Source organism: Erwinia aeris, from assembly GCF_041224955.1.
Classification (GTDB): domain Bacteria; phylum Pseudomonadota; class Gammaproteobacteria; order Enterobacterales; family Enterobacteriaceae; genus Erwinia; species Erwinia aeris.
In genome coordinates, this window is record NZ_JBGFFX010000023.1 from 1 (window position 1) to 17,586 (window position 17,586).

Consider the following 17,586-nt stretch of genomic DNA (forward strand, 5'->3'; position numbering starts at 1 on the left):
TGTAAGCCGTTGTGCCGTCTCAGTGGTTGCGCATTATAGGGATCCGTTCGGATAGCACAACCCTTTTTTTGATCTTTCTTTTCGACCGCTGATTTTTCACGCTTATCGTTGTGATAACGGACAATTTGCACAAAAATAGCGCTGATTTTAGTGAAGTTATTGATCGTTATTAGCCTGGGATGCCAGGCTTCATGGATCCTTTTATAAATGAGAGGCAGCTATGTCCGGAAATTTACGTCCTTATAAAGATACGTATCCCCAATGCGGCGAACGCGTCATGGTCGATGCTTCAAGCGTGGTGGTTGGTGAGGTGCAGTTAAATGATGACGTCAGTATCTGGCCGTTGGTTGCCATCCGGGGGGATGTAAATCGCGTTGTTATCGGTAAACGCAGTAATATTCAGGATGGCAGCGTACTGCATGTTACCCACAGGTCTTCTGCTAACCTGGAAGGCTTTCCGCTGATGGTCGGGGAAGATGTTACGGTTGGCCATAAGGCCATGCTCCATGGTTGCAGCATTGGTAATCGTGTACTGGTTGGCATGGGCTCGATACTGCTGGATGGCGTAATAGTAGAAGACGACGTCATGATTGGTGCAGGTAGCCTGGTACCGCCGGGTAAACGGCTGGCCAGCGGCTTTCTTTATTTAGGCAGCCCGGTAAAACAGATTCGGCCGCTTACTGAAGCTGAAATCAGCGGCCTGCTTTATTCATCTAACAACTATGTGAAATGGAAAGATGACTATCTGGCTCAGGAAAGCCAGATCCAGCCCTGAGCGTCTTCCTTTTCCGCCTTGATCGCCGCTTCTGCTTCCTCCTCCAGATCCCAACGATGTTGGCGGAAGCTTTCTATTACTTCTTTATCTTTACCAAAGCGGCGGATCAGCGATTCGCCGTCAATGGCGCAAAGGATCTGAAAGCCGTTGACCAAAGCGGGAAAGCAGATGGCGTTCGCCGACTCATCCCACCATTCACGATCGGGAAACAGGATCGCCTGGTTCATCCCTGAAGTTCCGCCTGCAAAGTAGCAATCACGGGCGCGACATCAGGAAACACATCGTGCCATAAAAAGAATGACCAGGCCGCCTGCCCTACCAGCATTCCAAGCCCGTCCGCCCTATGCGTTGCGCCCCGCTCCCGGCACCAGTGCAGAAACGGCGTTGCGCCAGGCTGATAAAACATATCGTAGCAGCGGGTTTGCGGGCCGATTAGCGATGCCGGTATAGCCGGTATTTCTCCGCCAACGCCGCTGGAAGTGGCATTGATAATAAGATCAAACTGCCTTGCCTCCAGGCTGTCCATCGGTTCGGCAGTGATTTCGCCAGCCTGCCGAAAAAGCTCAGCTAATGTCTGCGCCTTCGCCAGCGTGCGGTTAGTAATAGTCAGATCACAGCGCAAAGACAGCAGAGGCAGGATCACACCGCGAGCAGCGCCGCCCGCGCCCACCAGCAGTACCCGGTCGCCAGGCTTGATCAACGACAGTCTTTCTAAATCGGTCAGCAGACCAATCCCATCGGTGTTGTCGCCCAGCAGCCGCCCGTCGTCCAGCTTCTTTATAGTATTGACCGCGCCCGCCAGCGAAGCCCGCTCGGTCAGTTCATCCACCAGCCGGTAAGCCTGCTCTTTAAAAGGCAGCGTCACGTTAGCGCCCGCGCCGCCCTGAGCAATAAAGTCCGCTACTGAACGATCGAATTCATCCACCGGCGCGCAAATACGACCGTAGGGATGAGGGATGCCGGTCTGCTCTGCAAAAAGCTGATGGATCCGTGGCGACTTGCTGTGATTAATCGGATTACCGAATACCGCAAAATTTCGCATTGTTTATCCCTGTCGAATCAGTTCGCCGGTTAAAGCATCGCGAATTTCAGAAGGATTGTTCCGTCCGCCTGTCTCAGACTGCAAAACGGGGAAATCTTTACCAAACTGCTGATGAACTTCCGCAGCGTGGCGGCAAGGCGGCAGGCCGGTAAGGTTGGCACTGGTGGACACCAGCGGCTTGCCGAAAGCCTCGCATAGCTGACGAACATCGGGATGGTCGCTGACCCGCACCGCCAGCGAATCAAACCGCCCTGTCAGCCAGCGAGGCGTAGTGTTGCGCGCCGGCACTACCCAGGTCACCGGGCCAGGCCAGAACGAGAACATCTTTTCTTTCTGTTCTGCCGTCAGCTGTGTTTCATCAAGGTAGGGCTGCAACTGTTGATAATCCGCCGCAATCAGGATTAATCCTTTTTCGACCGGACGCTGTTTTAACGCCAGTAGCGCCATGACGGCTGTTTCGCTGTCCGGGTTACATCCCAGACCAAATACCGCTTCGGTGGGATAAGCGATGACGGCATCCTGTCGTAAGTGCGCAAGGCAGGCATCCAGCGAGCCTGCCGGGTAGTTATTCTTCAATGCTGTTTCCTGCTGTAACGGGCTTGCCGCAGGCTTTGCTGGCACAAAAGCGCCTGACGCCGCGCGCGGTTTTTTTCTCAATTAATAGAGGGAAATGGCAAAGCTCACACTCGCCCTCTACCGGTGTAAAATTAACTGCAAACTGGCAGTCCGGATAACGATCGCAGGCATGAAACGTCTTGCCGTAGCGTGAACGCCGCTGCACCAGCTTTCCCTTCTCGCACTGTGGGCAGGCAAGCGTGGTTTCGTCGGGCTTATCGATGAGTTCCGTATGCGTGCAGTCGGGATAGCGGCTACAGCCGATGAACATGCCGTAGCGTCCCTGACGTAAAGCCAGCTCCGCCTGGCAAACCGGGCAAAACTGGCCTTCAAGGATTTTAACAATATGGCCGTCGGCCTGGTTTTTAAGGGGGCGGATATAGTCGCATTCGGGATACGCTGAGCATCCCAGAAAAGCGCCGTGCTTTCCTGAACGAATGACCAGTTCCGCCCCGCACTGTGGGCAAGGCTCATTTTTTCGCACAGCGAAAAGCGCTGTTTTATTCATAGCATTTACGACACGAAGACGTTCTTCAGTGCACTATTCCTTCATTGACGTCAAAAAGAAGTTCTTCCATCTGTTGGTAGGCGTTTTCACATCCGGGGATGTTAAACAATACCATCAGCACCACCCATTTGAGATCTTCCAGATCGAACTCAAGCGTGTCCAGCGCCATAATACGCTCAATAACCATTTCCCGGGTTTCCAGATTCAGCACCTGAATTTGTTCCAGGAACAGAATGAATCCCCGGCAGTTGGCATCCAACCGCTGGCTCTCTTCTTCGGTATAAATCCTCATGGAAAGCGGATCGGCCGCCAGCAAAAAAGGCGCCGTCAGGCCATCCTGATAATCCGCCAGCTTTTCTAACCAGTTCAACGCATTATAAATATCTTCACGATGAAAACCGGCGTCGGTCAAATCGTCCGTCAATTTATCCTGATCGACGCGCATCTCTGCTTCGCTATGAATATACGTTTCAAATAAATACATCAGTACGTCGAACATGGCTTGCCCTCCTCAATCGGACATAGCCGCCGGGTACAGCTGCGATCCACCCTGCTAACTCCAGCTCAAGCAGCTTAGCTACGATAACTGGCACAGGCTGGCAGGCACGTTCAGCGACGACGTCAACAGGTGTAACCTCATCTCCTACGTTAGCCAACACCTCGGGAAATGGCAATGAACTATTGTCTTCCACAGCAGAATATATTGTTGAGTTTTTCGCCAGGGGTAACCATTTCAAATCGCTTTGTAACTGTTCAAGGATAGTATTGGGATGCGCGGTCAACAGCGCGCCCTGCTGAATAAGCCAGTGCGTGCCTTCACTACCGGGATTGCCGATCGCGCCAGGCAGCGCATAAACATCACGATTTTGCTCTAAAGCCAGCCTGGCGGTTACCAGCGAGCCGCTTTTCAGGGCCGCTTCCACCACCAGCACGCCCAGGCTCAAGCCGCTGATAATTCTGTTACGCCAGGGAAAATGCCAGGCGAACGGCGCAGCGGCAAGCGGGAATTCAGAAACCAGCGCGCCGCCCCCGGCAACAATCGCTTTCGCCAACGAAAGATGCTGGCGAGGATAGATTTTCATCAGCCCGCCCCCTAATACCGCCAGCGTTTTTCCCTTTACCTCTAATGCGGCCCTGTGGGCAACGCTATCGATGCCCAGCGCGAGCCCACTGGTAATGGTAATGCCGCTGAGCGCCAGCGTTTGTGTAAAGAAGGTTCCCCAGTTTCTGCCGTAGGCGGAGCAGCTGCGGCTGCCGATAACCGCTATCTGCGGCGTGGTCAGCAGCGCCGGATCGCCCTGAACAAAAAGGGCGGTGGGGAAATCGTGGATGTTTTTCAGTAAAGGAGGATACGCAGGGCTGTCGCAGGCAATAAAGTAGTGGTTATCCTGTTCCAGCCAGGCGAGCGTGCTGTTGATGACCGTCCGGTCATAAGCCAGAAAAGCCTCGGCTTGCTCAGCCCGCAGGCCCGCTTCAAGAAGCGTATTTTTATCCAGCGCCGTCTTGCATTGCAGCCTGGCGACGATCGCTTCACGCTGTAGCGCGGACAATTGCTTTACGGCTGACAGACGCAGCCAAATCTCCGTTGCCGTCATCGGTGCCATCCCTGCCCTGGGCTTTGGTTAACGTAGCGGGAATGCTGTCAATCATGAGGCGAAATGTCTACAATAAGAGGGATAAATCTCTTATTCCTTGAACACAAATCTGGAAAGTTATGTCCGTTTTGCAGGTATTACATTATCCCGACGATCGTCTTCGCATCGTCGCTAAGCCCGTGGCGGAAGTAAACGCCGATATTCAGCGTATCGTTGATGATATGTTCGACACCATGTATGCCGAAGAAGGTATTGGCCTGGCGGCGACGCAGGTCGATATTCATCAGCGCATTATCGTTATCGACGTTTCAGAAAACCGCGACGAGCGTCTGGTGCTGATCAACCCGGAGCTGCTGGAAAAAAGCGGCGATACCGGTATTGAAGAAGGCTGCCTCTCTATTCCGGAACAGCGGGCACTGGTGCCGCGCGCCGAAAAAGTGAAAATCCGCGCGCTGGATCGTGAAGGCAAAAGCTATGAGCTGGAAGCGGACGGCCTGCTGGCTATCTGTATTCAGCACGAAATGGATCATCTGGTCGGCAAGCTGTTTATCGATTACCTGTCGCCGCTGAAGCGCGATCGTATTCGTAAAAAGCTGGAGAAACTCTATCGCCAGACAGCTCAGGACTGATGAACATCTGAAGAAGGGAACCCCGTGTCCGACTCTTTAAACATTATCTTTGCCGGCACGCCTGACTTTGCAGCGCGTCATCTTGATGCGCTGCTGTCGTCCAGCCACAAAGTAGTAGGCGTTTTTACCCAGCCCGACCGACCGGCGGGCCGCGGCAACAAGCTGACGGCCAGCCCGGTTAAACAGCTGGCTGAGCAGCATGGTATTCCCGTGTTTCAGCCAAAATCCCTGCGTCCCGAAGAAAACCAGCAGCTGGTTGCCGATCTGCATGCTGACGTTATGGTCGTGGTGGCTTATGGCCTGATCCTGCCGGCCGCCGTGCTGGCTATGCCGCGCCTGGGCTGTATTAACGTACACGGTTCGCTGCTGCCAAAATGGCGCGGCGCGGCGCCTATCCAGCGTTCGCTCTGGGCTGGCGATGCGAAAACCGGCGTGACCATCATGCAGATGGATGTAGGCCTGGATACCGGCGATATGCTGCACAAGCTGGCCTGCCCGATTGAAGCGGACGATACCAGCGCCAGCCTCTATCAGAAGCTGGCCGAACTTGGCCCACAGGGCATGCTGACCACGCTTGAGCAGCTTGCCAGCGGCAGCGCGCAGCCGGAAGTACAGGATGAAGCGCTGGTTAGCTATGCGGAAAAGCTCAGTAAAGAAGAAGCGAAGCTGGACTGGACGCTATCCGCCGCCCAGCTGGAACGCTGCATTCGCGCTTTTAATCCCTGGCCGGTCAGCTATTTCACTATTGACGACCAGCCGGTCAAAGTGTGGAAAGCCTCGGTATTGCCGCACGTGGCAAAACAGCCTGGCGAAATTGTGCAGGCGGACAAAAACGGCATCCAGATTGCGACTGCCGATGGCGTTCTCAATATCGAAGAGCTACAGCCTGCCGGTAAAAAAGCCATGAAGGCGCAGGACCTGCTGAACTCCCGCCGTGAATGGTTTAATCCTGGCAACATCCTTGCCTGACTCCTCGCCCGACTTCGTGTCGGGCGATATTTAAAGCGATCCTATGAAAAAAAATACCAATCTGCGCAGCGTGGCTGCCGAGACTATTGAGAAAGTAGTCGAGCGTGGCGAGTCATTAAGCACCGTGCTGCCTGTCGCGCAAAAATTGCTGGCGGAAAAAGACGCCGCGCTGCTACAGGAGCTTTGCTATGGCGTGTTGCGTACGCTGCCGCAGCTGGAGTGGGTTATCAGTCAGCTGATGGAGCGCCCGCTTACCGGAAAGCAACGCGCCCTTCATTTCCTGATTATGGTGGGTCTTTACCAGCTGATGTTTACCCGTATCCCTGCTCACGCTGCGCTGGCGGAGACGGTGGAAGGCGCGGTCGCACTCAAACGGCAGCAGTTGAAGGGGCTGATCAACGGCGTACTGCGCCAGTTCCAGCGCAAGCAGGAGGAACTGACGACGGCGATGGCCGAAGGCGATCAGCAGTACCTGCATCCAAAATGGCTGCTGGCAAGGCTCAGAAACGCCTGGCCCGAGCAGTGGCCGCAAATCGTGGACGCTAACAACCAGCGCCCGCCAATGTGGCTGCGCGTTAATCGACAGCATCACAGCCGTGAAGCGTGGCTGACGCTGCTGCAGGAAGCCGGTAAAAATGCCGAGCCGCATCCGGTGCACAAGGATGCTCTACGGCTTGAAGCTCCCTGCCCGGTCTCGCAGCTACCCGGATTCGATCTGGGCTGGGTAACGGTACAGGATGCCTCTGCCCAGGGCTGTGTCGCCTTGCTCGATCCGCAAAACGGCGAAACGATTTTGGATCTCTGCGCCGCGCCGGGCGGTAAAACCACGCATATTCTGGAAGCCGCGCCTGAAGCCAGCGTGCTGGCCGTAGATATCGATGCAAAGCGGCTGGCCAGGGTCAGCGAAAATTTGCAGCGGCTGAATATGACTGCCGAAGTGAAAGTCGGCGATGGAACAGCGCCTGAACAATGGTGCGGCGACAGGCAGTTCGATCGCATTTTATTGGATGCGCCATGCTCGGCAACCGGCGTTATTCGTCGTCATCCGGATATTAAATGGCTGCGTCGCGACCGCGATATTCCCGAACTGACGGCTATTCAGCAGCAAATTCTGGATGCTGTCTGGCCACATCTGAAGCCCGGCGGCACTTTGCTCTATGCTACCTGTTCGGTTCTGCCGGAAGAAAACCATCTGCAGGTTGCGGCATTCTTAGCGCGTCATACTGATGCTACGCTGAGTGATACCGGTGACGAAAAGCAGCCCGGGATTCAGGTTTTTCCTGATGCTCAGGGCGGTGACGGGTTTTATTATGCGAAGCTGGTAAAAAAATAACGTAGCGGCCGGCACGTCCGGCCTAATCCATTTTCCTGAACAGACTGAAGCACAATGAAAATCATTATTCTTGGCGCCGGTCAGGTCGGCGGCACGCTTGCCGAAAACCTGGTAGGTGAAAACAACGATATTACCGTGGTGGATACGGATTCCGGTCGCCTGCGTCAGTTACAGGATAAATACGATTTACGCGTTGTGCAGGGCCACGGTTCCCATCCACGGGTGCTGCGTGAAGCGGGCGCGGAAGATGCCGATATGCTGGTAGCGGTAACCAGCTCGGACGAAACCAATATGGTTGCCTGTCAGGTAGCCTACTCTCTTTTTAATACGCCAAACCGTATCGCCCGTATCCGCGCGCCGGACTATCTGCGCGATGCCGAGCGGCTCTTTATCCCGGAAGCCGTGCCGATTGATCATTTGATCTCGCCAGAACAGCTGGTTATCGACAATATTTACCGGCTAATCGAGTATCCGGGCGCGCTACAGGTGGTCAATTTCGCCGAAGGCAAGGTCAGCCTGGCGGTAGTAAAAGCCTATTATGGCGGGCCGCTGGTCGGTAATCCTCTGGCGATCATGCGTGAGCATATGCCGCACATTGATACGCGCGTCGCCGCTATCTTCCGTCAGGACCGCCCTATCCGTCCGCAGGGTTCAACGATTGTGGAAGCAGGCGACGAGGTCTTTTTTATCGCCGCAAGCCAGCATATCCGTGCCGTAATGAGCGAATACCAGCGTCTGGAAAAGCCCTATAAGCGCATTATGATTGTTGGCGGCGGTAATATTGGATCGGGTCTGGCACAGCGGCTGGAAAAAAATTACAGCGTAAAACTGATTGAACGTAATCAGCAGCGCGCCGCCGAGCTGGCCGAGCTGCTGCAAAACACCATCGTCTTTTACGGCGATGCGTCGGATCAGGAACTGCTGGCCGAAGAGCATATCGATCAGATCGATCTTTTTATTGCCATTACCAATGATGACGAAGCCAATATCATGTCGGCAATGCTGGCGAAGAAAATGGGCGCGAAGAAAGTGATGGTGCTGATCCAGCGAAAAGCCTACGTCGATCTGGTGCAGGGCAGCGTGATCGATATCGCCATCTCGCCGCAGCAGGCGACGATTTCTGCGCTGCTGGGCCACGTGCGTAAGGCCGATATTGTCGGCGTCTCCTCGCTGCGCCGTGGCGTGGCCGAAGCGATCGAGGCGATCGCGCATGGGGACGAAACCACCTCGCGCGTTGTCGGCAGATCGATTGACGATATCAAGCTGCCGCCGGGGACTATTATTGGCGCGGTTGTGCGCGGCGATGATGTAATGATCGCTAACGACAATCTGCGGATCGAACAAGGCGATCATGTGATCATGTTCCTGACCGACAAGAAATTTGTGCCAGACGTGGAAAGACTGTTCCAGCCCAGCCCGTTCTTTTTATAACGCTTCGCGCTGCCAGGGACTGGCGCCGTGTTACCCCTTAGCGCTGCTCTTTTCACCCGTCTTGTTTTTCTCCGCCGTTAACATGGCAAAAGCCGGTTCGTTTGTTAGACTTACTCACTGGCACAGGAAAGGAGATAACAATGAGTTTATTCAAAGAGTTTCGCGATTTCGCTATGCGCGGCAACGTTGTCGATCTGGCGGTCGGTGTAATTATTGGTGCCGCATTCGGTAAGATCGTTTCTTCTTTAGTGGCGAACATTATTATGCCGCCGCTGGGATTATTGATTGGTGGAATAGACTTTAAACAGTTTGGCTGGGTACTGAAACCTGCCGTCGGCGATGCGCCTGCGGTTGTGATGCAGTACGGTATCTTCCTACAGAACGTTTTTGATTTTATCATCGTGGCTTTCGCTATCTTCCTGGCTATTAAGCTGATGAACAAGCTGCACAAGAAGAAAGAAGTTGAAAAGCCTGCGCCTAAAATCAGCGCGGAAGAAACGCTGCTGACTGAAATCCGTGATTTGCTGAAGCAGAAAAACGGTCAGATCTGACAGCACCAGTAAAAAAAGAACCGCCTTCCAGGGCGGTTTTTTTATGGCCTGAAAGCAGAAGGCCAGTGGTAAAGTCTGCTTTACCACTGGCCTCCCGGGCTACGTGCTTGTCCTTACGCCGATAGCTGCCTTTGCCTTTTTTATTCGCTTCGATACGCGTTTTGAACAGCGGATCGTGTAGTAAAGCCTCCAGCGCGTTATCGCGAATGGTGCCTTTCTTGTGCTGATATTTAGTCATATACCTTCCTTATGGTTGAATCGGCAATGAATATAGAACTCAAACGGCAAAAGATCAATCCGCCGTCGGGGCCAGCGCGCCTTTTTCTAACGCTTCCAGTATAGAGCAGTAAACGCTGCTGTGAGCCGTCCCGCAGCAGGCATCATTCAGCCTGGTCAGTGAACGCTGCATATGTTGCAGTTCAGCGATCATGCTTTCGACTTCCTGCAGTCTCGTTTGCACAATAGTTTTCGACTCCTGACAGGTATGGTGTTCAGGATCGATGCGGATCGAAAGCAGTTCACGAATGGCTTCCAGACTAAAGCCCAGCTGTCTGCCATAACGAATAAACCGCAGCCGCTGAAGATCGTTCTGGCTATAGAGCCGGAAACCGCCTTCCGTGCGGATCTCATGATCCATCATTTGCTGCTTTTCATAATAGCGGATCGTATCGGGCGTTACGTCCGCCAGTTTCGCCAGCTGACCTATTTTATACATGCCTTTTCTCCAAAAAGCCGCTGCTGTAATTGCCCGCCATACTCGCTCCTGAGGAAGTCGGTACTCATTCCTGCCTGCCTGAGCTTGCTTTCTAAAAGCGCGAGGTGTTTAGCATGTTGAGCATAGCGCTCATCCGTGGGTTCGATACCGGCAAGCAGTTCGTTGAGCTCCACCGCTTCGCGACGCATTTCCAGCTCGGGCGGGAGGAAACCGGAATTCTTCATCAGGCGATACGCCGCGCGCAGTTCGGGCGGCACTTGACTGTCGTCATCCAGCGCCAGCTTTTTACCGCTACCGGGCAGATTATCGAATTCACCCTTTTTTTGGGCTTCAGCAATGTGCTGTTCTACCAGCTGGTCAAATAACCACATCATGACCTCGTGGACGGGGGAAAGAACAAACAGGATAGCGCGTTGTAAAAGGGAGGGGAAATTTCAGATATAAAAAAACCGGGCATACGCCCGGTTTTTCCAGATTGCGGCAGATATTACTCTGCTGCTTCTGCTTGAGCTTCTGGACGATCAACCAGCTCGATGTAAGCCATCGGAGCGTTGTCACCAGCGCGGAAGCCACACTTCAGAATACGAGTGTATCCACCGGCACGGCTCGCGAAACGCGGGCCCAGCTCGTTAAACAGTTTTGCCACGATCTCGTTATCACGAGTGCGGGCGAATGCCAGACGACGATTAGCTACGCTGTCGGTCTTGGCAAGAGTAATCAGCGGCTCAACTACACGACGCAGCTCTTTCGCTTTTGGCAGGGTCGTCTTGATGATTTCATGACGAACCAAAGAGCCTGCCATGTTGCGGAACATAGCCTGGCGATGGCTGCTGTTGCGGTTCAGTTGACGACCACTCTTACGATGGCGCATGACCTTATCCTTCTCAGTGAAACCTTAACCTGTGATCGGGTTATTCATCAGCGATGCTAGCGGGCGGCCAGTTTTCCAGGCGCATGCCCAGAGACAGACCACGAGAAGCCAGCACGTCTTTAATCTCGGTAAGAGATTTTTTACCAAGGTTAGGCGTTTTAAGCAGCTCAACCTCGGTACGCTGTACCAGATCACCGATGTAGTGGATAGCTTCTGCCTTAAGGCAGTTAGCAGAGCGGACAGTCAATTCCAGATCGTCAACAGGGCGCAGCAGGATCGGATCGAATTCTGGTTTCTCTTCTTTCACTTCCGGCTGACGTACATCACGTAAGTCAACGAAAGCTTCCAGTTGTTCAGCCAGAATGGTTGCCGCACGGCGGATCGCTTCTTCAGGATCGATAGTGCCGTTGGTTTCCATTTCGATGACCAGCTTGTCCAGGTCAGTACGCTGTTCTACACGCGCTGCTTCAACATTGTAGGCAATACGCTCTACAGGGCTGTAGCAGGCGTCGACCAACAGACGACCGATCGGGCGCTCATCTTCTTCCGAATGAATTCGGGCAGAAGCCGGCACATAACCACGACCGCGCTGAACTTTGATACGCATGCTGATAGCCGCGTTCTCATCAGTCAGGTGGCAGATCACGTGCTGCGGCTTGACGATTTCGACATCACCATCATGGGTGATATCGGCTGCAGTCACAGGGCCAATGCCAGATTTATTCAGAGTAAGAATAACTTCATCTTTCCCCTGAACTCTTACCGCCAGCCCTTTCAGGTTGAGCAGGATTTCCAGGATATCTTCCTGTACGCCCTCTTTGGTGCTGTACTCATGTAGTACACCATCAATTTCAACCTCGGTCACCGCGCAACCCGGCATTGATGAAAGCAGAATACGGCGCAGTGCGTTACCAAGAGTATGGCCAAAGCCACGCTCTAAAGGCTCAAGGGTCACCTTGGCGTGCGTCGAACTCACTTGCTCGATATCTACCAGGCGCGGTTTTAGAAACTCTGTCACAGAACCCTGCATTGTGTCCTCTCTTTGGTACTAAGCTTTACTTGGAGTAAAGCTCGACGATCAGGTGTTCGTTAATGTCCGCAGACAGATCGGTACGTTCAGGAATACGTTTGAACACACCTTCCATCTTAGTTGCATCAACTTCCAGCCAGGTTGGCTTTTCACGCTGCTCAGCCAGCTCCAGAGCGGCTTTCACGCGAGACTGCTTTTTGGCTTTCTCACGGATGCTAACAACGTCATTCGGAGTTACCTGATAAGAAGCGATGCTAACAACGCGACCATTTACCATGATGGATTTGTGGCTAACCAGCTGACGTGCTTCTGCACGAGTGGCGCCAAAGCCCATACGGTAAACAACGTTATCCAGACGACCTTCCAGCAGAGCTAACAGGTTTTCACCGGTGTTGCCTTTCAGACGTGCTGCTTCTTTATAATAGTTACGGAACTGACGCTCCAGCACGCCGTAGATACGACGAACTTTTTGCTTTTCACGTAACTGTACGCCATAGTCAGACAGACGCGGTTTACGCGCACCGTGCTGGCCAGGGGCTTGTTCAATCTTACACTTGGTATCAATCGCGCGAACGCCAGACTTCAGGAAGAGGTCTGTACCTTCACGACGGCTCAGCTTGAGCTTAGGACCCAAATATCTTGCCATTTTCTTTCTCCAACATTCCTAAAAAACGAGCGTTATACGCGGCGTTTTTTCGGCGGACGACAACCGTTGTGAGGGATCGGAGTCACATCAGTAATATTAGTGATGCGGAAACCAGCAGCGTTCAGAGCACGAATCGTTGATTCGCGGCCTGGACCAGGACCCTTAACCATAACTTCCAGGTTCTTAATACCGTACTCTTTCACGGCGTCTGCGCAACGTTCAGCGGCAACCTGTGCAGCGAACGGCGTAGATTTACGAGAACCACGGAAACCGGAACCACCGGCTGTTGCCCAACCCAGCGCGTTACCCTGACGATCGGTAATGGTCACGATGGTGTTGTTGAAAGATGCATGGACATGAGCCACGCCATCAGAGACTTGCTTTCTTACACGCTTGCGTGCACGAACTGGTGCCTTTGCCATTATTCAATCACCCCGATTATTTCTTGATCGGTTTACGCGGACCCTTACGGGTACGTGCGTTGGTCTTGGTACGCTGACCGCGCACTGGAAGACCACGACGATGACGTAAACCACGATAGCAACCAAGGTCCATCAGACGCTTGATGCTCAGGGTGACTTCACGACGCAGATCGCCTTCAACAACAAACTTTGCAACTGCGTCACGCAGAATGTCGATTTGTTCTTCAGACAGCTCACTGATCTTAACATTTTCAGCGATTCCCGTTGATGCACAGATAGCCTGTGAGCGGGTCTTGCCGATACCGAAGATCGCGGTTAGTGCGATAACAGTATGTTTATGATCAGGAATGTTAATGCCTGCTATACGGGCCACTATGCACTCCTACTATTTAAATATGCGCCCCATGCTGAAAAGCCCGTTTTCAGGATACTCAAATGGAAACGCATAGACATACAAAAGATTGGCTGGCTAATCTAGCCAGCTCAACCCGACTTTGCAAGAAAAATATTAGCCCTGACGCTGTTTATGCTTAGGCTCGGCGCTGCAAATCACACGTACGACACCATCACGACGGATGATTTTGCAGTTACGACATAATTTCTTGACGGAAGCACGAACTTTCATTTTTACTCTCCGTAACTTCTCAAGCGCCTGAATTAACGGCCGTAGCCCTTCAGGTTTGCTTTCTTCAATGCAGACTCGTATTGACTGGACATCATCAGAGTTTGCACTTGAGCCATAAAGTCCATGATGACAACAACTACGATCAGCAGTGAAGTACCGCCGAAGTAGAATGGAACTTTCATCGCATCACGCATGAACTCCGGGATTAGGCAGATGAAAGTAATGTAGAGCGCACCCACTAACGTGAGGCGAGTCATTACTTTATCGATGTACTTCGCCGTCTGTTCTCCCGGACGAATTCCTGGTACAAATGCACCAGACTTCTTCAGGTTATCTGCTGTTTCACGCGGGTTGAAAACCAACGCCGTATAGAAGAAACAGAAGAAGATGATTGCAGTCGCATAGAGTAACACATAAAGCGGTTGACCAGGCTGCAAATACATTGAAATAGTCGTCAGCCAGTTCCAACCGGTTCCGCCCCCGAACCATGAAGCTATGGTCGCCGGGAACAGGATAATGCTGGAAGCAAAGATTGCCGGGATAACCCCTGCCATATTCACTTTCAACGGTAAATGTGTGCTCTGCGCAGCATAGACACGACGGCCTTGCTGACGTTTCGCATAGTTCACCACAATGCGGCGTTGACCACGCTCAACGAAAACAACGAAGAAGGTCACTGCAAATACAAGAACTGCAACCAACAGCAACAGGAGGAAGTGCAGGTCGCCTTGCCGCGCTTGCTCGATGGTATGGCCAATGGCCGGCGGCAGTCCCGCAACAATACCAGCGAAGATTATGATGGAGATACCGTTGCCGATACCCCGCTCAGTAATCTGTTCACCCAGCCACATCAGGAACATTGTCCCGGTCACCAGGCTGACAACAGCGGTAAAGTAGAAGGCAAAGCCTGGGTTTAACACCAGGCCCTGCATTCCAGGCATATTCGGCAGACCGGTAGCAATACCGATAGACTGAAATATGCCCAGTACCAGTGTGCCGTAGCGGGTGTACTGGCTAATCTTACGACGGCCAGCCTCCCCTTCTTTCTTTATTTCTGCCAGCGCGGGATGAACCACGGTCAGCAGCTGGATAATAATCGAGGCCGAAATATACGGCATAATACCCAGGGCAAAGATAGAAGCACGGCTCAGAGCACCACCAGAGAACATGTTGAACATTTCAATGATGGTGCCACGCTGTTGCTCAAGCAGTTTGGCAAGTACAGTGGCATCGATACCAGGGATTGGAATAAAAGAGCCAATGCGGAATACAATCAGCGCACCAATCACAAACAGAAGTCTGCGTTTTAGTTCGCCAAAACCACCTTTGGCACTTTGAAAATCTAATCCCGGTTGCTTAGCCATCTGCTACTTATTCCTCAATTTTACCGCCAGCAGCTTCGATTGCAGCACGAGCGCCTTTAGTGACACGCAGACCGCGAACCGTTACCGGAGCAGAGACTTCGCCAGACAGGATAACCTTAGCGAATTCGATCTGAATACCGATAATGTTGGCCGCTTTCAGCGTGTTCAGGTCGACGATCCCGCCTTCAACTTTCGCCAGGTCAGACAGACGAACTTCTGTCGTAACCATAGATTTGCGAGAGGTGAAACCGAATTTCGGCAGACGACGGTACAGAGGCATCTGGCCACCTTCGAACCCACGACGTACGCCACCGCCAGAACGAGAGTTCTGACCTTTGTGACCACGACCGCCGGTTTTACCGAGGCCAGAACCGATACCACGACCCAGACGCTTGGAAGCGTGTTTAGACCCGTCGGCCGGAGACAGAGTATTTAAACGCATCTGTTACTCCTCCACTTTAACCATGTAGGAAATCGCGTTAACCATGCCGCGTACAGCTGGCGTGTCTTCACGCTCTACGGTGTGGTTAATACGACGCAGACCCAGGCCAAGCAGCGTTGCCTTGTGTTTCGGCAAACGTCCGATCGAACTGCGGGTTTGAGTAATTTTAATAGTCTTAGCCATGGTCATTACCCCAGAATGTCTTCAACGGATTTGCCACGCTTGGCAGCGACCATTTCTGGGGAATTCATGTTGGCCAGGCCATCCAGCGTTGCACGAACCACGTTAATCGGGTTAGTGGAACCGTAGGCTTTAGCCAGAACGTTATGAACCCCAGCGACTTCCAGAACGGCGCGCATTGCACCGCCGGCAATGATACCGGTACCTTCAGAAGCCGGCTGCATGAACACACGAGAACCTGTGTGCACACCTTTAACAGGGTGCTGCAGGGTGCCGTTGTTCAGCGCGACATTGATCATATTGCGACGAGCTTTTTCCATCGCTTTCTGGATCGCTGCTGGAACTTCACGCGCTTTACCGTAACCAAAACCGATGCGACCGTTACCGTCGCCTACCACTGTCAGTGCAGTGAAGGAGAAAATACGACCACCTTTAACGGTTTTCGATACGCGATTTACCGCGATCAGCTTTTCCTGCAGTTCGCCAGCTTGTTTTTCGATGTGTGCCATCTTACACCTCTACCTTAGAACTGTAGGCCAGCTTCACGGGCAGCATCTGCCAGTGCCTGGACACGACCATGATATTGGAAACCAGAGCGGTCGAAAGAAACACCAGTGATGCCTTTTTCGATTGCGCGCTCAGCAACTGCTTTACCAACAGCGGCGGCGGCGTCTTTGTTTCCAGTGTACTTCAGTTGCTCACTGATTGCTTTTTCTACTGTAGAAGCAGCAACCAGAACTTCAGAACCGTTTGGAGCAATTACCTGTGCGTAAATATGACGCGGGGTACGATGTACCACCAGGCGAGTTGCACCCAGCTCTTTGAGCTTGCGGCGTGCGCGGGTCGCACGACGGATACGAGCAGATTTCTTATCCATAGTGTTACCTTACTTCTTCTTAGCCTCTTTGGTACGCACGACTTCGTCGGCGTAACGAACACCCTTGCCTTTATAAGGCTCAGGACGACGGTAGGCGCGCAGATCGGCTGCAACCTGTCCAATCATCTGCTTATCAGCGCCTTTCAGCACGATTTCAGTTTGAGTTGGGCATTCAGCAGTGATTCCCGCTGGCAGCGCGTGTTCAACAGGGTGAGAAAAGCCCAGGGCCAGACTCACAGCGTTGCCTTTCACGGCCGCACGATAACCTACACCAACCAGCTGCAGCTTCTTAGTGAAGCCTTCGGTAACACCGATAACCATACTGTTCAGCAGTGCGCGAGAAGTACCAGCCTGTGCCCAACCGTCTGCAAAACCTTCGCGTGGTGCGAAAGTCAGAGTGTTGTCAGCATGCTTAACTTCTACAGCATTGTTGATAGTACGAGTCAGCTCGCCGTTTTTACCTTTAATCGAAATAACCTGACCGTCGAGTTTTACCTCTACGCCGGCAGGAATGACGACAGGTGCTTTAGCAACACGAGACATTCTTTCCTCCGTTAAGCTACGTAGCAGATAATTTCGCCACCAAGACCAGCCTGGCGCGCTGCACGATCGGTCATGACACCTTTAGAGGTAGAAACAACAGCGATACCCAGTCCAGCCATTACTTTTGGCAGTTCGTCTTTGCGTTTGTAGATACGCAGACCTGGACGGCTTACACGCTGAATGCTTTCTACCACAGCCTTGCCCTGGAAATACTTAAGAGTCAGTTCCAGTTCTGGCTTGGTGTCGCCTTCGATTTTAAATTCTTCAATATATCCTTCTTCCTTCAGCACGTTGGCAATTGCCACTTTCAGCTTGGAGGAAGGCATGGTGACCGCAACTTTGTTCGCGGCCTGACCGTTACGGATACGGGTCAGCATATCCGCGATCGGATCTTGCATGCTCATCTGTCTTTACTCCCGTGAT

At 52.8% G+C, this 17,586-nt stretch carries 28 protein-coding genes; 6 read left to right on the top strand and 22 right to left on the bottom strand.

Translation table 11 applies throughout. The annotated features are described in order from the left end of the window. The first annotated feature begins 220 nt into the window (after window positions 1–220). Entirely contained in the window at window positions 221–775 is a 555-nt protein-coding gene (locus AB6T85_RS23335) for a gamma carbonic anhydrase family protein (protein ID WP_369897001.1), read from the top strand. Here AB6T85_RS23335 and AB6T85_RS23340 read toward each other — a convergent pair. Genes AB6T85_RS23340 through dprA form a run of 6 tightly spaced genes read right to left on the bottom strand, consistent with a single transcriptional unit; the run spans window position 751 to window position 4,535 of the window. Beyond that, window positions 751–1,002, bottom strand: coding sequence for a DUF1488 family protein (locus tag AB6T85_RS23340; RefSeq protein ID WP_301253474.1), 252 nt, complete (start codon window positions 1,000–1,002; stop codon window positions 751–753). The genes AB6T85_RS23335 and AB6T85_RS23340 overlap by 25 nt on opposite strands. Next, the gene (aroE, locus tag AB6T85_RS23345; RefSeq protein ID WP_301253473.1) at window positions 999–1,817 is read right to left on the bottom strand and encodes a shikimate dehydrogenase; all 819 of its coding nucleotides are present in this window, start codon (window positions 1,815–1,817) and stop codon (window positions 999–1,001) included. The genes AB6T85_RS23340 and aroE overlap by 4 nt, the downstream gene beginning before the upstream one ends. A gap of 3 nt (window positions 1,818–1,820) precedes the next feature. After that, a complete protein-coding gene (tsaC, locus tag AB6T85_RS23350) occupies window positions 1,821–2,393 on the bottom strand; it encodes an L-threonylcarbamoyladenylate synthase type 1 TsaC (RefSeq protein ID WP_369897003.1) in 573 nt (190 codons plus the stop codon). Continuing rightward, the gene (locus AB6T85_RS23355) at window positions 2,383–2,940 is read right to left on the bottom strand and encodes a DNA topoisomerase family protein (RefSeq protein ID WP_369897005.1); all 558 of its coding nucleotides are present in this window, start codon (window positions 2,938–2,940) and stop codon (window positions 2,383–2,385) included. Before AB6T85_RS23355 ends, tsaC begins: the two co-directional genes overlap by 11 nt. A gap of 25 nt (window positions 2,941–2,965) precedes the next feature. Further along, on the bottom strand, window positions 2,966–3,439 hold the full coding sequence (gene smg / locus AB6T85_RS23360; RefSeq protein WP_125290971.1) for a DUF494 family protein Smg: 474 nt from the start codon (window positions 3,437–3,439) through the stop codon (window positions 2,966–2,968). After that, window positions 3,411–4,535: a DNA-protecting protein DprA gene (gene dprA / locus AB6T85_RS23365; protein WP_253457759.1), complete on the bottom strand. Its 1,125-nt coding sequence runs from the start codon at window positions 4,533–4,535 to the stop codon at window positions 3,411–3,413. The genes smg and dprA overlap by 29 nt, the downstream gene beginning before the upstream one ends. A 119-nt stretch (window positions 4,536–4,654) precedes the next feature. On the opposite strand from dprA, the gene def reads away from it, so the two are divergent. From def to mscL, 5 genes are all read left to right on the top strand, one after another. Then, window positions 4,655–5,164 carry a peptide deformylase gene (gene def / locus AB6T85_RS23370; RefSeq protein ID WP_125290972.1) on the top strand — a complete coding sequence of 170 codons (510 nt, stop codon included), beginning with the start codon at window positions 4,655–4,657 and terminating at the stop codon, window positions 5,162–5,164. Between the two features lie 24 nt (window positions 5,165–5,188). After that, the gene (fmt, locus tag AB6T85_RS23375; RefSeq protein WP_301253470.1) at window positions 5,189–6,133 is read left to right on the top strand and encodes a methionyl-tRNA formyltransferase; all 945 of its coding nucleotides are present in this window, start codon (window positions 5,189–5,191) and stop codon (window positions 6,131–6,133) included. A 43-nt stretch (window positions 6,134–6,176) separates the two neighbouring features. Beyond that, complete coding sequence (rsmB, locus tag AB6T85_RS23380) at window positions 6,177–7,466, top strand: 16S rRNA (cytosine(967)-C(5))-methyltransferase RsmB (protein ID WP_369897008.1); 1,290 nt, start codon at window positions 6,177–6,179, stop codon at window positions 7,464–7,466. Between the two features lie 54 nt (window positions 7,467–7,520). Continuing rightward, window positions 7,521–8,897, top strand: coding sequence for a Trk system potassium transporter TrkA (trkA, locus tag AB6T85_RS23385; protein ID WP_301253468.1), 1,377 nt, complete (start codon window positions 7,521–7,523; stop codon window positions 8,895–8,897). Between the two features lie 140 nt (window positions 8,898–9,037). Then, window positions 9,038–9,448 (top strand): large-conductance mechanosensitive channel protein MscL, encoded by a 411-nt coding sequence (gene mscL, locus AB6T85_RS23390; RefSeq protein WP_125290976.1) that lies wholly within the window; start codon window positions 9,038–9,040, stop codon window positions 9,446–9,448. Here the strand turns inward: mscL and AB6T85_RS23395 are convergent. From AB6T85_RS23395 to rpsH, 16 genes are all read right to left on the bottom strand, one after another. After that, complete coding sequence (locus tag AB6T85_RS23395; RefSeq protein ID WP_301730884.1) at window positions 9,381–9,686, bottom strand: alternative ribosome-rescue factor A; 306 nt, start codon at window positions 9,684–9,686, stop codon at window positions 9,381–9,383. The genes mscL and AB6T85_RS23395 overlap by 68 nt on opposite strands. A 54-nt stretch (window positions 9,687–9,740) precedes the next feature. Next, window positions 9,741–10,163: a Zn(2+)-responsive transcriptional regulator gene (gene zntR, locus AB6T85_RS23400; RefSeq protein WP_253457748.1), complete on the bottom strand. Its 423-nt coding sequence runs from the start codon at window positions 10,161–10,163 to the stop codon at window positions 9,741–9,743. Further along, entirely contained in the window at window positions 10,151–10,534 is a 384-nt protein-coding gene (locus AB6T85_RS23405) for a DnaJ family domain-containing protein (protein ID WP_369897017.1), read from the bottom strand. The genes zntR and AB6T85_RS23405 overlap by 13 nt, the downstream gene beginning before the upstream one ends. A 116-nt stretch (window positions 10,535–10,650) precedes the next feature. Next, window positions 10,651–11,034: a 50S ribosomal protein L17 gene (gene rplQ, locus AB6T85_RS23410; protein ID WP_120458461.1), complete on the bottom strand. Its 384-nt coding sequence runs from the start codon at window positions 11,032–11,034 to the stop codon at window positions 10,651–10,653. A 40-nt stretch (window positions 11,035–11,074) separates the two neighbouring features. Further along, window positions 11,075–12,064 carry a DNA-directed RNA polymerase subunit alpha gene (locus AB6T85_RS23415; RefSeq protein ID WP_002919219.1) on the bottom strand — a complete coding sequence of 330 codons (990 nt, stop codon included), beginning with the start codon at window positions 12,062–12,064 and terminating at the stop codon, window positions 11,075–11,077. A 25-nt stretch (window positions 12,065–12,089) separates the two neighbouring features. Continuing rightward, on the bottom strand, window positions 12,090–12,710 hold the full coding sequence (gene rpsD / locus AB6T85_RS23420) for a 30S ribosomal protein S4 (RefSeq protein WP_004160561.1): 621 nt from the start codon (window positions 12,708–12,710) through the stop codon (window positions 12,090–12,092). A 32-nt stretch (window positions 12,711–12,742) separates the two neighbouring features. After that, window positions 12,743–13,132 carry a 30S ribosomal protein S11 gene (gene rpsK, locus AB6T85_RS23425; protein ID WP_034899652.1) on the bottom strand — a complete coding sequence of 130 codons (390 nt, stop codon included), beginning with the start codon at window positions 13,130–13,132 and terminating at the stop codon, window positions 12,743–12,745. 16 nt (window positions 13,133–13,148) lie between these two features. Then, a complete protein-coding gene (gene rpsM, locus AB6T85_RS23430) occupies window positions 13,149–13,505 on the bottom strand; it encodes a 30S ribosomal protein S13 (RefSeq protein ID WP_048917626.1) in 357 nt (118 codons plus the stop codon). Between the two features lie 135 nt (window positions 13,506–13,640). Next, window positions 13,641–13,757 (bottom strand): 50S ribosomal protein L36, encoded by a 117-nt coding sequence (gene rpmJ, locus AB6T85_RS23435; protein ID WP_004160566.1) that lies wholly within the window; start codon window positions 13,755–13,757, stop codon window positions 13,641–13,643. Window positions 13,758–13,789: 32 nt separating this feature from the next. Next, on the bottom strand, window positions 13,790–15,121 hold the full coding sequence (gene secY / locus AB6T85_RS23440; RefSeq protein WP_124233601.1) for a preprotein translocase subunit SecY: 1,332 nt from the start codon (window positions 15,119–15,121) through the stop codon (window positions 13,790–13,792). A gap of 7 nt (window positions 15,122–15,128) precedes the next feature. Continuing rightward, on the bottom strand, window positions 15,129–15,563 hold the full coding sequence (gene rplO / locus AB6T85_RS23445; protein ID WP_125290979.1) for a 50S ribosomal protein L15: 435 nt from the start codon (window positions 15,561–15,563) through the stop codon (window positions 15,129–15,131). A 3-nt stretch (window positions 15,564–15,566) separates the two neighbouring features. Continuing rightward, window positions 15,567–15,746 carry a 50S ribosomal protein L30 gene (gene rpmD / locus AB6T85_RS23450; protein WP_004160569.1) on the bottom strand — a complete coding sequence of 60 codons (180 nt, stop codon included), beginning with the start codon at window positions 15,744–15,746 and terminating at the stop codon, window positions 15,567–15,569. A 5-nt stretch (window positions 15,747–15,751) separates the two neighbouring features. After that, the gene (gene rpsE, locus AB6T85_RS23455) at window positions 15,752–16,252 is read right to left on the bottom strand and encodes a 30S ribosomal protein S5 (protein WP_004160571.1); all 501 of its coding nucleotides are present in this window, start codon (window positions 16,250–16,252) and stop codon (window positions 15,752–15,754) included. Window positions 16,253–16,266: 14 nt separating this feature from the next. Further along, complete coding sequence (rplR, locus tag AB6T85_RS23460) at window positions 16,267–16,620, bottom strand: 50S ribosomal protein L18 (RefSeq protein WP_004160572.1); 354 nt, start codon at window positions 16,618–16,620, stop codon at window positions 16,267–16,269. A 9-nt stretch (window positions 16,621–16,629) separates the two neighbouring features. Then, the gene (rplF, locus tag AB6T85_RS23465) at window positions 16,630–17,163 is read right to left on the bottom strand and encodes a 50S ribosomal protein L6 (protein ID WP_253457742.1); all 534 of its coding nucleotides are present in this window, start codon (window positions 17,161–17,163) and stop codon (window positions 16,630–16,632) included. Between the two features lie 11 nt (window positions 17,164–17,174). After that, on the bottom strand, window positions 17,175–17,567 hold the full coding sequence (gene rpsH / locus AB6T85_RS23470) for a 30S ribosomal protein S8 (RefSeq protein WP_052902739.1): 393 nt from the start codon (window positions 17,565–17,567) through the stop codon (window positions 17,175–17,177). Window positions 17,568–17,586 lie beyond the last annotated feature (19 nt).

Bases quoted from the DNA above. Each gene is read 5' to 3' on its own strand.
- AB6T85_RS23335 (WP_369897001.1), top strand. From the start codon at position 221: ATGTCCGGAAATTTACGTCCTTATAAAGATACGTATCCCCAATGCGGC.
- AB6T85_RS23340 (WP_301253474.1), bottom strand. From the start codon at position 1,002: ATGAACCAGGCGATCCTGTTTCCCGATCGTGAATGGTGGGATGAGTCG.
- aroE (WP_301253473.1), bottom strand. From the start codon at position 1,817: ATGCGAAATTTTGCGGTATTCGGTAATCCGATTAATCACAGCAAGTCG.
- AB6T85_RS23355 (WP_369897005.1), bottom strand. From the start codon at position 2,940: ATGAATAAAACAGCGCTTTTCGCTGTGCGAAAAAATGAGCCTTGCCCA.
- smg (WP_125290971.1), bottom strand. From the start codon at position 3,439: ATGTTCGACGTACTGATGTATTTATTTGAAACGTATATTCATAGCGAA.
- dprA (WP_253457759.1), bottom strand. From the start codon at position 4,535: ATGACGGCAACGGAGATTTGGCTGCGTCTGTCAGCCGTAAAGCAATTG.
- def (WP_125290972.1), top strand. From the start codon at position 4,655: ATGTCCGTTTTGCAGGTATTACATTATCCCGACGATCGTCTTCGCATC.
- rsmB (WP_369897008.1), top strand. From the start codon at position 6,177: ATGAAAAAAAATACCAATCTGCGCAGCGTGGCTGCCGAGACTATTGAG.
- trkA (WP_301253468.1), top strand. From the start codon at position 7,521: ATGAAAATCATTATTCTTGGCGCCGGTCAGGTCGGCGGCACGCTTGCC.
- mscL (WP_125290976.1), top strand. From the start codon at position 9,038: ATGAGTTTATTCAAAGAGTTTCGCGATTTCGCTATGCGCGGCAACGTT.
- AB6T85_RS23395 (WP_301730884.1), bottom strand. From the start codon at position 9,686: ATGACTAAATATCAGCACAAGAAAGGCACCATTCGCGATAACGCGCTG.
- zntR (WP_253457748.1), bottom strand. From the start codon at position 10,163: ATGTATAAAATAGGTCAGCTGGCGAAACTGGCGGACGTAACGCCCGAT.
- AB6T85_RS23405 (WP_369897017.1), bottom strand. From the start codon at position 10,534: ATGTGGTTATTTGACCAGCTGGTAGAACAGCACATTGCTGAAGCCCAA.
- rplQ (WP_120458461.1), bottom strand. From the start codon at position 11,034: ATGCGCCATCGTAAGAGTGGTCGTCAACTGAACCGCAACAGCAGCCAT.
- AB6T85_RS23415 (WP_002919219.1), bottom strand. From the start codon at position 12,064: ATGCAGGGTTCTGTGACAGAGTTTCTAAAACCGCGCCTGGTAGATATC.
- rpsD (WP_004160561.1), bottom strand. From the start codon at position 12,710: ATGGCAAGATATTTGGGTCCTAAGCTCAAGCTGAGCCGTCGTGAAGGT.
- rpsK (WP_034899652.1), bottom strand. From the start codon at position 13,132: ATGGCAAAGGCACCAGTTCGTGCACGCAAGCGTGTAAGAAAGCAAGTC.
- rpmJ (WP_004160566.1), bottom strand. From the start codon at position 13,757: ATGAAAGTTCGTGCTTCCGTCAAGAAATTATGTCGTAACTGCAAAATC.
- secY (WP_124233601.1), bottom strand. From the start codon at position 15,121: ATGGCTAAGCAACCGGGATTAGATTTTCAAAGTGCCAAAGGTGGTTTT.
- rplO (WP_125290979.1), bottom strand. From the start codon at position 15,563: ATGCGTTTAAATACTCTGTCTCCGGCCGACGGGTCTAAACACGCTTCC.
- rpmD (WP_004160569.1), bottom strand. From the start codon at position 15,746: ATGGCTAAGACTATTAAAATTACTCAAACCCGCAGTTCGATCGGACGT.
- rpsE (WP_004160571.1), bottom strand. From the start codon at position 16,252: ATGGCACACATCGAAAAACAAGCTGGCGAACTGCAGGAAAAGCTGATC.
- rplR (WP_004160572.1), bottom strand. From the start codon at position 16,620: ATGGATAAGAAATCTGCTCGTATCCGTCGTGCGACCCGCGCACGCCGC.
- rplF (WP_253457742.1), bottom strand. From the start codon at position 17,163: ATGTCTCGTGTTGCTAAAGCACCTGTCGTCATTCCTGCCGGCGTAGAG.
- rpsH (WP_052902739.1), bottom strand. From the start codon at position 17,567: ATGAGCATGCAAGATCCGATCGCGGATATGCTGACCCGTATCCGTAAC.